The 13,656-nt window shown below is 74.7% G+C and carries 10 protein-coding genes; 3 read left to right on the top strand and 7 right to left on the bottom strand.

Annotated elements, in window-relative coordinates; all coding sequences use genetic code 11:
- Positions 1–102: 102 nt before the first annotated feature.
- The 6 genes from QSK00_RS17275 to QSK00_RS17300 all read right to left on the bottom strand — a co-directional run bounded on the left by QSK00_RS17275 (position 103) and on the right by QSK00_RS17300 (position 7,095).
- On the bottom strand, positions 103–927 hold the full coding sequence (locus QSK00_RS17275; RefSeq protein WP_285592394.1) for an SDR family oxidoreductase: 825 nt from the start codon (positions 925–927) through the stop codon (positions 103–105).
- A gap of 24 nt (positions 928–951) precedes the next feature.
- Entirely contained in the window at positions 952–1,944 is a 993-nt protein-coding gene (locus QSK00_RS17280; RefSeq protein ID WP_285592395.1) for an endonuclease/exonuclease/phosphatase family protein, read from the bottom strand.
- 37 nt (positions 1,945–1,981) lie between these two features.
- A complete protein-coding gene (locus tag QSK00_RS17285; protein ID WP_285592396.1) occupies positions 1,982–2,776 on the bottom strand; it encodes a methyltransferase domain-containing protein in 795 nt (264 codons plus the stop codon).
- A 32-nt stretch (positions 2,777–2,808) separates the two neighbouring features.
- Complete coding sequence (locus QSK00_RS17290; protein WP_285592397.1) at positions 2,809–3,957, bottom strand: alpha/beta hydrolase; 1,149 nt, start codon at positions 3,955–3,957, stop codon at positions 2,809–2,811.
- A gap of 40 nt (positions 3,958–3,997) precedes the next feature.
- The gene (locus QSK00_RS17295; RefSeq protein ID WP_285592398.1) at positions 3,998–5,935 is read right to left on the bottom strand and encodes a glycosyltransferase family 39 protein; all 1,938 of its coding nucleotides are present in this window, start codon (positions 5,933–5,935) and stop codon (positions 3,998–4,000) included.
- A 359-nt stretch (positions 5,936–6,294) separates the two neighbouring features.
- Positions 6,295–7,095 (bottom strand): TspO-related membrane protein, encoded by an 801-nt coding sequence (locus tag QSK00_RS17300; protein ID WP_285592399.1) that lies wholly within the window; start codon positions 7,093–7,095, stop codon positions 6,295–6,297.
- 60 nt (positions 7,096–7,155) lie between these two features.
- Between QSK00_RS17300 and QSK00_RS17305 the strand changes: the two genes are divergently transcribed.
- Together QSK00_RS17305 and QSK00_RS17310 are read left to right on the top strand one after the other, a co-directional pair.
- Positions 7,156–7,989 (top strand): VldE C-terminal domain-containing protein, encoded by an 834-nt coding sequence (locus tag QSK00_RS17305; protein ID WP_285592400.1) that lies wholly within the window; start codon positions 7,156–7,158, stop codon positions 7,987–7,989.
- A gap of 32 nt (positions 7,990–8,021) precedes the next feature.
- A complete protein-coding gene (locus QSK00_RS17310) occupies positions 8,022–10,289 on the top strand; it encodes a molybdopterin-dependent oxidoreductase (protein WP_285592401.1) in 2,268 nt (755 codons plus the stop codon).
- On the opposite strand, the gene QSK00_RS17315 is transcribed toward QSK00_RS17310, so the two are convergent.
- On the bottom strand, positions 10,286–11,953 hold the full coding sequence (locus tag QSK00_RS17315) for an L-lactate permease (protein WP_285592402.1): 1,668 nt from the start codon (positions 11,951–11,953) through the stop codon (positions 10,286–10,288). The two genes, QSK00_RS17310 and QSK00_RS17315, sit on opposite strands and share 4 nt — an antisense overlap.
- A gap of 195 nt (positions 11,954–12,148) precedes the next feature.
- Here QSK00_RS17315 and QSK00_RS17320 point away from each other — a divergent pair, with 195 nt between their 5' ends.
- Entirely contained in the window at positions 12,149–13,624 is a 1,476-nt protein-coding gene (locus QSK00_RS17320) for a peptide MFS transporter (protein ID WP_285592550.1), read from the top strand.
- Positions 13,625–13,656: the final 32 nt, after the last annotated feature.

Consider the following 13,656-nt stretch of genomic DNA (forward strand, 5'->3'; position numbering starts at 1 on the left):
TCTCCCCTGCTCGAGCGCTTGACCGCCCACCGCGCGCTCCGGGAACGGTCGCCGGTGCCCGACCCTCGGTGTCCGGACCGGTCGAGCGGCCACCGGGTCGGGTCAATTCGTGTCGAAGCACTCCGCGAGCCACGTCCGGTAGGTCCGCGCGGGGTGCCCGGAGCGGTGCTCGACCTCGTCGGTGACGGGCGCCGGCACCCCGTCGGTCGCCCGCCAGTAACGGAAGAGCGAGTCGACGATGCCGGCCGGGACGAAGCGCGCCATCTGCTCCCGGGCGGCGTCGGGGTCGACCTTGCGGGCCTCGACGGGGCGCCCGAGGTGCTCGGCGATCAGCCCGACCTGCTCGGCCATGGTCAGCGACTCCGGCCCGGTCAGGTGCGGCGACTCGTCGACCGGGTCGGCGAGCAGCGCCGCGACGGCGACGTCGGCGATGTCACGCTCGTCGATGGGAGTGGTCGCCGCCTCGGGGAAGGGCAGCTCGACGACGCCCGCCGCGATGCCGCGCGACCACTGCCCGGTGTTGCCCGCGAACGCGCCGGGACGCAGCGCCGTCGTCGGGACTCCGACTCCGCGCAGCGCGTGCTCGGCGTCGGCGTGATGTGCAGCGATGCCGCCGGGTTCGGGGTCGGGCTCGAGGAGCACCGACTCCGAGGACAGCAGCACGGCGTGCCGCACCCCCGCCCCGGCCGCCGCGGCGGCGAAGGCGCGCAGGTCACCGGTGACGTAGAGGAACACGCGGTCCACCCCGTCGAGCGCGGGTCCGTACGAGGACGGGTCGTCGAGGTCGAGCGCGACCCGGCTCCCGCCGTCGGCGGGGAGCTTCCCCGGGTCGCGGCCGGCGGCACGGACGTCGACCCCGGCGGCGAGCAGGCCGGCGCGGACGGAGGAACCCACGGCGCCACGGGCGCCGGTGACGAGGACGGTCATGCCGCCCACTCTGCTCCGCGTGGTTCAGCCCGGCAGCGACAACCGGGTCAGGACGGCCCGGTGGTCGGTGCCCGGGACGTCGAGCACCTCGCCGTCCTGCACGCCCACGCCGCCGGTGGTCAGCACGTGGTCGATCTGGACGCCGAACCAGCGCGGGAGATTCGTCGGGAAGGTCGCGGTGGTCCCGGCGCCGAGGGTCTCCAGGGCGTCGACGCACCCGTCGGACGCGGCCCGGAAGGCGCTCTGGTCGGTGGTGGCGTTGAGGTCACCGACGACGACCGCGGGCGCCCCCGACCGGCACGCCGGCGCGACCAGGTCCGCGAGGTCCTGTTGCCACGCCCCGACCTGTCCCGGCACGGGCGCCGCCGTGTGCACCGCCAGGAGCCGCACGCCCCCGGGCAGGGTCGTCGCCAGGCTGCCGAACAACTGCCCCTGCACGACGTCCACCGTCCCGACGCCGGGTCGGGTCAGCAGGGTCGTCGACCCACCGTCCTCGACGGCGGGGGCGCTGACGCCCGCGTAGCCGGGCAGCAGCGGGGCGAGCCGCGCCCGGTAGGCGTCGCCCGCCTCGGGCAGGACCACCACGTCGGGGTCCCGCGCGCGCACCACCGCGGCCAGCGCCCCGACGTCGGCGGCGCCGTGGTCGACGTTGAGCGCGAGCACCGTCAGCGGCCGTCCCGGGGGCGCCGGGTCGTCGGCGAGCAGGCGGCTCCCCACGATCCCGGCCGCCGTCAGCGCCCCGACCGCCGCCGTCACCATCGCCGCGAACCCGAACGCGAACAGTCGCGGGTACCGCTCGACCAGGGGGCGCCCGCGTCGGCGCCGCGTCACGAGCACACCGGCGATCCGACCGACGAACACCGACCCGGTGATCACCACCAGGAGCATCGGCGTCAGCGCCGCCAGCTGCACGAACGGCGTCAGTCGGTCCAGACCGACGTACCCCGGCAGGAGCAGCGCGAGGGCCACCACCGCGCCGACCACGACGCCGAGCACGGCGGGCAGGGATCGGCGCACCCGATCATCGTCGCAGGTGTCGCGAGCCGCCCGGGGATCAGCGTCCGCAGGCCAGGACCCCGGTGACCGAGCCCGGGTAGGCGCCCGGCACGGCGAGCTCGGCGAACCACGCCGCGACCCGGTCGGCGTCGAGCCGACCCTCCGCCACCGCCTGCTCGACCGGCGCCCGCACCGCGGAGGCGAACACCGGCGGCGGGATCGGCATCGCGTACGGCGTCTGGTCCACCACGAGCACGCCCGCGTCGGTCAGCAGCGGGCCGAGCGCGCGGCCCATGCGGTCGCAGCCCACCGTCCCGCAGACGACGGCGAGCACCGCGTCGGCCGTCTTCGGGTCCCCGCCGAGCGTCATCGAGGCGTAGTCGAGCTCGAACAGCGCCACCCGCCCGCCGGGCCGACGGACGCGCGCGATCTCGGCCACTGCGTCCGCCGCTTCGTCGACGTACATGAGGACCCGCTCGGCGTAGACCGCGTCGACGCTGTCGTCCTCCAGCGGCAGGGCCTCCGCGGTGCCCGGCAGCCACCGGACGACGCCCCCGTGCCGGGCCTCCGCCTCCTCGAGCATCCGCGGCCGGTCGATCCCGACGACCGGTCCGGGCGCGTCGGCCGCCACCCGGGCGGCCGCGAGCGCGGCGGCGTGGTGTCCCGCGCCGCACCCGACGTCGAGCACGGTCTCCCCCGCCGCGGGCGCCAGGTGGGCCTCGAGCCGCGTCCGGTAGGCGAGCACCGACGGCGACGCCTCGACCGCCCGCAGGAACTCCACGGCGGGCCGGGCCGACGGGCCCCGCTGGACGTCGTGGAACAGCCGGTGGATGTCCTCGCCACGCTCCGTCATCCCGACCATGGAACGGGATCTCCGGCGGGTCGTCACCGCCCGGACGGGTCGCGGATCTCCTCCCGGACGAAATCGATGACCACGGGGCGCACGATCTGGGCGCCCGGTGATCCGTACGGGTGATCGAAGACGTGGTCGGCGTAGGGCACCTGGACCAGCCGTCCCGGCACCCCGGCGGCCCGCAGGGCGGCGTCGAACCCGCGGACCAGGTCGGCCCGGATGAAGTTGTCCGCCCGCCCGAGCACGAGCAGGGTCGGCGGCAGGCGCGGGTCGACCAGCTCGTCGGGAGAGGCGGCGCGGAGCAGGGCCGGCCGGGCCGAGGCGGGCCCGCCGAACACCGCGTCCTGCAGTCCGGGCGCCACCTGGGTCATGTCGACGACCGGGTAGAACGCGACCGTCGCCCGCGGCACCGGCGCGCTGCAGCCCCCGGGCAGCGAGGCGCGGGGCACCCCGGCCAGGGCGGCCGTCGTCGAGAGGGCCAGCGTCGCACCGGCCGACTGGCCGCCGAGGACGACGGCGCCCGGGTCGAGCCCGTGGAGCACTCCGGCGCCGGCGATCCAGGCCAGCGCGCACGCGACGTCGTGGCGCTGCGCCTCGCCGAGGGTCGCGCCGGGCAGCGGCGCGTCGCCCGGCAGCCGGTACTGCACGGCCACGACCGCGAGCCCCTGGTCGGCGTACCAGCGGTTCGCCCGCGCCCGGTCGGCCGTGGTGCCCCGGACCCAGCTGCCGCCGTGCACCCACACCATCACCGGGTGCGGGCCCGGGCCCGACGGCAGGTGGACGGCCAGCTCGAGCCCGGGCTGGTACTCCACGGTGAGGTCGGGCGGGGCGCCGCGCTGGTCGACGGCGGTGAGGGCCAGCCCCCAGTCGACCCGCACCCCCGCCGCGCGGGCCGCGGCGACCTGCGTCGCGAGGACGACGAGGGTCCCGACGACGGCGAGCGCCCCCACCGCCGTCACCACCGCACCGAGGCGGGGCACCCCGAGGACGAGCAGCCCGACCCCGGCCGCCAGGCTCACCACCGCCCCGAGCGCGGCGTGCAACGGGTACTGGCCGGACACGAACGATCCGAGGAACCCGACGACGGGCAGCCGTGGCAGGAACGTGCCGAGCACGACGACGACGAGGGCCAGGGCACCCGCGACGCCGAGCAGGCCGAGGGCGACACGGGCGATCGTCACGCCCCGATCTTCGCCCGGACCGCGTCCCCGGTGCGGGTGATCAGTGTCGCGGCCCCGCGAGGTCGTAGACCGTCTCCGACCCGACCTGTCGGCCCGTGTAGTGCGCGCCCACCCACTGTTGGATCGGCAGGATCGCCTTCCCACGACCGAAGCCGCCACGCTGCGCGGCGCCCCCACCGGCACCCGTCGTCGGGGCGACGTAGAAGCGGATGAGGCCGCGGTCGACGTCGGCCTCGAACTGGTCGAGGGTCGGCGTCGGGTCGTTGCCGGAGAACCCGCCGAGGCCCATCACCGAGGTACCGCTGGCGAGCTCCAGAGCGGAGGCGGCCATCGTCGTGGGCGTCGCCGCGGACCACTGGGTGGTCGCGCCCCGCAGCAGGGCGGCCACCTGGGGGTCGGTGCGCCCGCCGAAACCGCCGCCACCCGGGAACCCGCCACCGGGGAACCCGCCACCGGGGAACCCGCCACCCGGAGACCCGCGACGGGCCGCCGCGGCGAAGCGGTCGGAGCGTGCGTCGTGGACCGCCGGTCCGGGCGAGTCGGCGCTGGTGTGCGGCTTCACGACCGTGTCCACCGCCCAGGCCGTGGTCCCGCCCAGGGCCCCGATCAGACCGAGGGTCACCGCGGCCACCACTCCGCCCCGTCGGGCGAGCCCGGCCGGCGCGAGCACGACCACGGCCGCGACCAGGCCCGCGAGCAGGACCAGCCAGCGCAGCCACGGGACGAAGGTCGGCGCCCGGTCGAGCAGCACGAATCCCCACGCCGCGCTGCCGAGCACACCGACCGCGAGCAAGACCCGCGCGCCGAGGGCCTCCCGGCGCCGCCATCCCTCGTGAGCCCCCGTCGCGACCAGCGCCGCGACCGCGGGCGCCATTACGATCGTGTAGTAGGAGTGCACGGTCCCGGCCATGAACGAGAAGACCGCCCCGCTGACGAGCAGCCACCCGCCCCAGAGCAGGGCCGAGGCACGCAGGCGGTCCGCCCGCGGGGCACGGCGGGTCACCCAGAGCAGCGCCACCAGCGCCAGGATCGCGACCGGCAGCAACCACGCGATCTGACCGGCGAACTGCCCGTCGAAGAGCCGACCGAGGCCCGCCGAGTCGCCGCCGAAACCGCCCGGCCGGCCGCCGCCACCCCCGCCGCCACGGCCCTGCAGCCGCGAGAGCCCGTTGTAGCCGACCGCGAGCTGGAGCAGCGAGTCGTCGGTCGACCCGCCGATCCACGGCCGCTGCGACGCGGGCCAGAGAGCGACGAGCGCGAGGAACCAGCCGGCGCCCACGACGATGCCGACGCCCCCGAGCAGCAGCTGTCCCACGCGGCGGGTCCACGGGCCGGACGCGGCGACGAGGAACGTCAGGGCGAACGCCGGCAGCACCAGCAGGGCCACGCCCATCTTCGCCAGGAACCCGAGCCCGACGAGCAGTCCCGTCGCCACCAGCCAGGCCGTCGCCGCGCGGGTCGTGGCCGCGTCGACCGCCCGGACCAGCGTGTAGGCGGCCGCGACCAGCAGGAACGTGAGCATCGGGTCGGGGTCGTCGAACCGCGACATGATCACCACGACCGGCGTCAGCGCCAGCACCACGCCCGCGCCGATGGCGGCCACGTCGCCGCCCCACCGCCGGACCGCGAGCACCAGCAGGGCCACCGACCCGATGCCCAGCAGCGCCTGCGGGATCAGCATCGACCACGGCGAGAACCCGAACACGTTCGCCCACAGCCCCATCCACCAGTTGTCGGCCGGGGGCTTGTCGACCGTGATGAATCCCGGCGCGTCGACCGCCGCGAACAGCCACGCGACCGGGTTGCGGGTCGAGGCCTGCACGGCCGCCGCGTAGAACGGGTTGGCGTCGCCCTGGGCGCCGAGGTCCCACAGGTCGATCAGTGCGGTGAGGACGAGGACGCCGGCGAGGGCCGGACGGAACCAGGCCCGTTCCCGACGGCGGGTCGGGTCGGCCGGGCGCGTGAGGGTGGCGGTCACGAGGGCTGACGATCATCGGCGTTCCTCGCCGGCGGCTGGGGCGTTCCTGTGCAGGTGCTGTGGGCCCGCCGGGTGGCGTCTGTGCTCTGTGAGGTGGCTGCGCCGGCCGGTCCGGTGCCCTGTTCCGACGGCGTCGCGGCGCCCCGTGCGGCCGGGCCGGGCCGGGCCGGGCCGGGCCGCAAGATCTCGTCGCGCGGAGCGAAGCGGTCGCTCAGCGAGCACTTCGCTCCGCGCGTCAGGATCTTGCTGCCCGGCATCCCGCTCCAGGCCACCCGGGAGCCCGCTCCGGGCGTCGCGGCGCGGGACGAGCAGCACGGAGCCCCGCCGCCGTGTGCGCCCCGCACGAGGCGGCGCGGCCGTCAGGCCACGCGGGCGGGCCGCTGCTCCCGGAGTACGCGCCCGGCGACCAGGCGCCGCACCACCGCGGCGAGCACGAGCACCGCCGCGACGAGCGCGGCGACCACGACCGGCGCCGGCCGCCCCGCGACGACGATGCCCCCGAGCGCCCACAGCACCGCGAGCGCGTACGCCACGGGCGCCGGACCCGCCGTCGCCACCGCGGCCGCGATCAGCCCCGTCACGACCAGCATCACCACGCCGAGCAGGGTCGCGACCCCGCCGGTGCCGGGCAGGCCCGCCCAGACGCCGGTGGCGGCCGTACCGACGACGGTCGCGACGCTCACCCAGCCCGCGTAGAACGCGACCGGCACCGCGAGGAGCCAGCGGTCCGCACCCCCTGTCGGCGTGCTCTGCTTTCCCATGGCGAGGCGCGCGAGGACGACGGCGAGGCAGACGAGCAGGGCGATGATCGCGATCTCCGCCAGGCCGGGCAGCACCTGGGAGAACAGCGCGATCCAGGCCATGTTGGCGATCGCCGCACCGACCAGCCACCAGCCCGTGGCGCGGTGCACCGGGCGGGACCGTTGCGCGGGCAGCACCTGCCGGACCGCCAGGACGAGGACGCCGAGGTAGATGAGGCCCCAGATCGCGAAGGCGCCGCCCGCGGGGACGATCGGCGTCTCGAACACGGCGGAGACCTCCCCGATCGGCCGCCCGAGGGCCCCCGACCCGCCGAACGACCCGAGGACGAACTGCGCGACGGCCGTCACCAGCACCGCGACGGCGCGGACGGAATCCGAGGTCCCTGGTGTCTTGGTCACCAAGACATCATGCCCGGGCGTCACCCGGACGAAACCGGCGTGGATGGGATGCTGGCGCCCGTGGCGCAGTTCCCCCGGACCCGACCGCAGTGGCTGCTCCCCGCGGCGCTCGGCGCCGTGGTCCTCCTCGCGCTGGTGGTGCTGGTGATCGTGGTGACCGGGACCGGGCCGGCGGCCCGTCCGACCTGCACCGTCACCGCGCCCCCGAACTCGCCGGGGCTGCGCCCGAGCTGGAGCGGGTCGCCGGAGCAGATGGACAACGCGGCCACGATCGCGGCCGTGGGTCGCAAGCTCGGCGCCCCCGACCGGGCGATCACGATCGCGCTGGCCACCGCCATCCAGGAGTCGACCCTGGCCAACCTGCGCGGCGGCGACCGCGACTCGGTCGGCCTGTTCCAGCAGCGACCCTCGCAGGGATGGGGCAGCCCGTCCGAGCTGCTCGACACCGTGACCTCGTCCACCAAGTTCTACGAGGCCCTGCTCGCCACCCCCGGCTGGGCGGGGATGGACGTCACCGAGGCCGCGCAGCGGGTGCAGCGCAGCGGGTTCCCCGAGGCCTACGCCGACCACGAGCCCGAGGCGCGCACCCTCGCCGTCGCCTTCCTCGGGCAGAATCCGGGCGGGCTGACCTGCACCGACCTGGACCTCTCGGCCGCGCCCGCCGACACCGTCGCGGGCCTCGCCCGGGCCGAGCTCGGGAACGCGCGCCTGTCCGGGCCGCAGAGCGCGGAGAACGGGTGGGCGATCGCGTCGTGGCTGGTCGGGCACGCGACGCGGCTCGCCGTCGACCGGGTCACCTACGACGGACGGACCTGGACGGCGGCCTCGGGCGCGTGGGAGCAGACGGGCTCCGCGGACGGGGTGCTGGCCCTGCACCGGGTCGGAGACCCCTGAGACCGTCGGACCCCCGGGTTACCGTCCCCGTCATGAGCCGGACCGCATCCCACTGGGGCGTCTACGACGTCGACATCGATGCCGGACGCGTCGTCGGGGTGCGGGGCGACCCGACCGACCCACACCCGTCCGCGATGGTCACGGGGCTGCCCGAGCTGGTGCACTCCCCGCTGCGGATCGACCGCCCGCACGTCCGCGAGGGCTGGTTACGCCGGCGGGACCGCGCGGGGCGGGGCGCCGAGGCGTTCGTGCCGGTGGACTGGGACACCGCGCTCGCCCTGGTCGCCGACGAGCTGCCCCGGGTGCGTGCCGAGCACGGGCACGAGGCGGTCTACGGCGGGTGCTACGGCTGGGCCAGCGCCGGACGCCTGCACCACGCCCCCAGCACTCTCAAGCGCTTCCTCGCCCTCGACGGCGGCTACGTCGACAAGGTCGGCAACCACAGCTTCGGGGCGGCCCTCGCCGTCCTGCCCCACGTGCTCGGACGCGGCGACGTCCCGAACCTGACGCCGACCTGGCCGGAGGTCGTGGAGCACACCGAGCTGGTGGTGATGTTCGGCGGGGCACACCTGAAGAACGGTGCGGTCGACCCGGGCGGCGCCCTCGGCCACACCGGGGCCGACTGGTTCGCGCGGGCCCACGCGGCCGGGGTGCGCTTCGTCAACGTGAGCCCCGCCCGCGACGACCTCACGGCCGCCGTCGACCCCGAGTGGCTCCCCCTCCGCCCGGGCACGGACGTCGCGCTCATGCTCGGGCTGGCGCACACCCTGCACGACGACGGGTCGGTGGACCGGGACTTCCTCGCCCGGTACTGCGACGGGTTCGAGACGTTCGAGGCCTATCTCGTGGGCCACGACGCGGACTGGGCGGCGGGGGTCACGGGTGTCCCCGCCGACCGCATCCGCGCCCTCGCACGGCGGATGGCGGCACACCGCACACTGGTCACCACGAGCTGGTCGGTGCAGCGGGCCCAGCACGGCGAGCAGCCGCCGTGGATGACCGTGGCGCTCGCGGCGATGCTCGGGCGGATCGGGCTGCCCGGACAGGGGTTCGGGCTCGGTTTCGGCAGCATCCGGGGCAACGTGCTGCCCCGCACCGAGCCCGTGCCGCGCCCGACGCTGCCCCTGGGACACAACCCGGTGGACGTCGCGATCCCGGTCGGGCGCTTCGCCGACCTGCTGCTGCACCCCGGCGAGGAACTCGAGTACGCGGGCGGGCGGATCACGCTGCCCGACGTGCGGCTCGTCTACTCCGCGGGCGGCAACCCCTTCCACCACAATGCGAACCTGAACCGGCTGCTCGCCGGGTGGCGGCGGCTGGACACCGTGGTCGTGCACGAGCAGTTCTGGAACCCGCCCGCCCGGCTCGCCGACATCGTGCTCCCGGCCACCACCACGATGGAGCGCAACGACGTCCTCGCCACGGAGTTCGCCCCGGAGTGGCGGGCCATGTACCGGGTGCTGGCGCCGTACGCGCAGGCCCGCAACGACCTCGACGTGTTCGCCGAGCTGGCCGACCGGCAGGGGTTCGGCGCGGCCTACCACGAGGACCGCGACGAGATGGGGTGGCTGCGCCACCTCTACGACGTCGCCGCCGACCAGGCGCGCGTCGAGGGCTACGCGCCGGTCGACTTCGACGAGTTCTGGGCCACCGGTCGGTGTGCCTTCCCGGCGCCGACCGCGCCGCCGGTGTTCTCGGCCTTCCGCGCCGACCCGGCGGCCCACCCGTTGGCCACCCCGTCGGGGCGCATCCAGATCACGTCGCCGGTCGTGGCGGGCTTCGGGTACGACGACCAGCCCGGTCACCCGCGCTGGTCCGAGCCCGACGAGTGGCTCGGCAGCGCCCCGCCGGGCGCGCTGCACCTGCTCTCGAACCAGCCCGCCGCCCGGCTGCACAGCCAGCTGGACCCGTCGTCGGGGAGCCGTGCGACGAAGATCGACGGTCGCGAACCGCTGCGCATCGCGCGCGCGGACGCCGAGGCACGAGGCATCGCCGACGGCGACACGGTGCGGGTGTCGAACGGGCGCGGCGTCTTCCACGCCGGCGCCCGCGTGACCGACGACCTCCTCCCCGGCGTCCTGTCCATCGCCACCGGGGCGTGGTACGACCCGGCCGATCCCGGCAGCGCCGGCACGCCCGACAAGCACGGCACGCCGAACGTGGTCACCGCCGACTCCGGCTCCTCCCGGCTCGGCCAGGCCCCGGTGGCGCAGACCGTGCTCGTCCAGGTCGAGAAGGTGCTCGACGCCCCACCGGTCACGGCCTTCGCGGAGGTCCGGCTCGCGACGGGGGGCGACTAGGGCAGCATCCACCCGAGCACGGGCGTCGACTGCAGGTAGACCAGCGCCGCCATGCCGACGAGGAACAACACGCTCCAGGGCAGGACCCGCCGGAAGATCTCGCCCTCCCGCCCGGCCATGCCGACGGCGGAGGCGGCGATCGCGAGGTTCTGGGGCGAGATCATCTTGCCCAGCACGCCGCCGGAGGTGTTGGCGGCGGCGAGCAGGACCGGGTCGAGACCACTGCGCTGGGCCGCGGCCACCTGCAGGGCGCCGAACAGCGAGTTCGACGAGGTGTCGGAGCCGGTGACCGCGACGCCGAGCCAGCCCAGCACCGGCGAGAGGATCGCGAAGAACCCGCCGGTCGCCGCGAGCCACTGCCCGATCGTGATCGTCTGCCCCGAGAGGTTCATGACGTAGGCGAGGGCCAGGACCGCCATCACGGTGACGATGGCCGTGCGCAGCTCGGTGAGCGTCTGGCCGTAGGAGCTCACGGCGGTCCGCGGGGCCACGCGCAGCACGAGCATCGTGATCAGCCCGGCGATGAGCAGGATCGACCCGGCCGAGGCGAGCCAGTTGAACGTGAAGCTGGTGGAGGAGACCTGGCTGCCGGTCGGCGTACGCACGTCGAGCCCGGGCCAGCGGAACTTCGCCGTCGTGGCGTCCAGGGCCTTCTTCACCGGCGGGATCTGCTGGATCGAGAAGAGCGCGATGATGATGACGTAGGGCAGGTAGGCGAGCACGGTGTCGCGCGCCGAGTCGCGGGTGGTGTCGCGGGTGGTGTCGCGCTCCGGGGCCGCACCGGACCCGGCGTCGGGACCGGGCCCGTCGGGGACGACCCCTCCCCCGGCCGCGACCGGCACCCGGTCCTGCGAGGTGCGGCGGGCCCGCACGGTCAGCACGACGGCGCCGGCGCAGAGCAGCGAGGCGACGATGTCGGTGAGCGGGACCGACAGGAAGTTCGACGTGAGGAACTGCGCGACGGCGAAGACCAGGCCGCCGACGAGGGCGACCCCCCAGGTCTCCCGCAGGCCCCGCATCCCGTCGACGAGCGCCACCAGCACGAACGGCACGAAGACCGCGAGCACGGGGGTCTGCCGCCCGACGACGGCGCCGAGGACGTCCTCGGACAGGCCGGTGACCTGCGCGAGCGTCGTGATCGGGACCGCGATGGCGCCGAAGGCGACCGGAGCGGTGTTGGCAACGAGAGCGACGACGGCGGCCTTGAGCGGCTTGAAATCGACCGCCATCAACATGACGGTGCAGATCGCGACCGGAGCCCCGAACCCGGCCAGCGCCTCGAGCAGCGCCCCGAAGGCGAAGGCGATGATGATGGCCTGCACCCGCTGGTCGTCGGAGACGGAGCTGAAGGAGCGCCGCAGGACGTCGAAGTGCCCGGTGCGCACCGTCATCCGGTAGATCCACAGGGCGTTGATGACGATCCAGAGGATCGGGAAGAACCCGAACACGGCGCCCTCGGTGCCGGCGAGCACCGCCTGGCCGACCGGCATCGCGTAGACGAGCACCGCGACCAGCAGCGAGACCACGAGGGCGATGATCGACGCGAGCCACGCCCGCACCCGGAGGCCGCCGAGCAGGACGAACAGGACGAGGAGCGGGAGGGCCGCCACCAACGAGCTCCAGGCCAGGGACCCGAGTACCGGCGCGTACTGCTGCACGTACATGGCTGATGACTCCTCGTCGTCGAGTTGCCGTGCCTAGTACCCCATCCGGGGTGGAACACTCCACATGGAATTCACGGGACGGAATGTCGCCCGGCCACTGGTGCGGACCTCTCAGGTTTGTCACAGTGTCCGTTCGTGACCATCACCCCTGGTAACCCCGACGATCCGAAGGCGGTCGATCCCGCCGACGGAGGCGTGACGACGGCCGACACCCCCGACCCCGGCCAGGACTTCTCCGCCGACCGCCGCTTCTTCGGCCATCCGCTCGCGCTCGCGAACCTGTTCTCGGTGGAGCTGTGGGAGCGGTTCAGCTTCTACGGGATGCAGGCCGTCATGGCCTACTACCTCTACACGCAGGTGGCCGAGGGCGGGCTGGGCCTGCCGAAGGAGGCCGCGACCAGCATCATCGGCGCCTACGGCGGGATGGTGTACCTCGCCTGCGTCGGCGGGGCGTGGATCGCCGACCGGGTGCTCGGCGCCGAGCGGACCCTGTTCTTCTCCGCGTGCACGGTGATGCTCGGCCACATCGCGCTGGCCCTGATCCCGGGCCTCGGCGGCGTCGTGGTCGGCCTCATCCTGGTCGCGCTCGGCTCGGGCGGGGTGAAGACCTCCGCGACGTCCGTGGTCGGTTCGCTGTACCGCCGCGACGACCCCCGGGCCGACGCCGGGTTCTCGATCTTCTACATGGGCGTCAACATCGGCGCGCTGGTCGGGCCGCTGTTGACCGGTCTCGCGCAGACCACGATCGGCTTCCACTGGGCATTCGGTCTCGCCGCGATCGGCATGGCGCTCGGCCTCGGTATCTACGTCACGGGCCGCAAGAACCTCCCGGCCACCGCGAACGTGGTCCCGACGCCGCTCACGCCGGGGGCCTGGCAGCGGCCGGTCGGCATCGTCGTGGCGGCCGTCGTCGTCATCGTCGTGCTGTTCGTGGTCGGCGTGCTGACCGCGGAGAACCTGTCGACCGCGGTGGCGATCGTGGTGGCGGTCATCGCGATCGCGCTGTTCACGACGCTGCTCCGGAGCCCGAAGGTCACGGCGGACGAGCGTTCGCGCACCCGGGCCTACATCCCGATGTGGCTCGCCAGCGTCGTGTTCTGGTCGCTGTTCCAGCAGCAGTTCACGGTGGTGACCCTCTACACCGACGAGCGCCTCGACCGGATGCTCGGCGGCTGGGAGATGCCGATCGCGTGGGTGAACTCCCTCGAGCCGTTCTTCGTCATCGTCCTCGCACCGCTGTTCGCGGTGCTGTGGACCCGACTGGGCGAGCGGGCTCCGTCGACGCCGGTCAAGTTCGCGATCGGCGCGGGCGGTATGGGGGTGGCGTTCCTGCTCTTCCTGCCCTGGGCGGGCGGTACCGGCAACACGACCCCGGTGCTCGCGATCGTGCTGATCATGCTCGTGTTCGCGCTGGCCGAGATGAACCTGTCGCCCGTGGGGCTGTCGCTCTCGACCCGGATCGGGCCGGAGGCGTTCCGGTCGCAGTCGGTGGCGCTGTTCTACCTGTCGGTCTCGCTCGGCTCGACGCTCGCGGGCACCATGGCGGGCTTCTACGACCCGTCGACGGAGGGCACGTACTTCTCGGTCATCGGGATCGCGGCCCTCGTCCTCGGCGGGGTGCTGCTCGCTCTCGCGCCGTGGGTGAAGCGGGCGATGCGCGGCGTGCGCTGACCTGCTCCCCGAGGTGCACGTGGGGCAGGTCC

The organism is Actinomycetospora sp. NBRC 106378 (genome assembly GCF_030269685.1).
GTDB lineage: Bacteria > Actinomycetota > Actinomycetes > Mycobacteriales > Pseudonocardiaceae > Actinomycetospora.

Coding starts and splice junctions, on each gene's coding strand:
- QSK00_RS17275 (WP_285592394.1), bottom strand. CDS start 927: ATGACCGTCCTCGTCACCGGCGCCCGTGGCGCCGTGGGTTCCTCCGTC.
- QSK00_RS17285 (WP_285592396.1), bottom strand. CDS start 2,776: ATGACGGAGCGTGGCGAGGACATCCACCGGCTGTTCCACGACGTCCAG.
- QSK00_RS17310 (WP_285592401.1), top strand. CDS start 8,022: ATGAGCCGGACCGCATCCCACTGGGGCGTCTACGACGTCGACATCGAT.
- QSK00_RS17315 (WP_285592402.1), bottom strand. CDS start 11,953: ATGTACGTGCAGCAGTACGCGCCGGTACTCGGGTCCCTGGCCTGGAGC.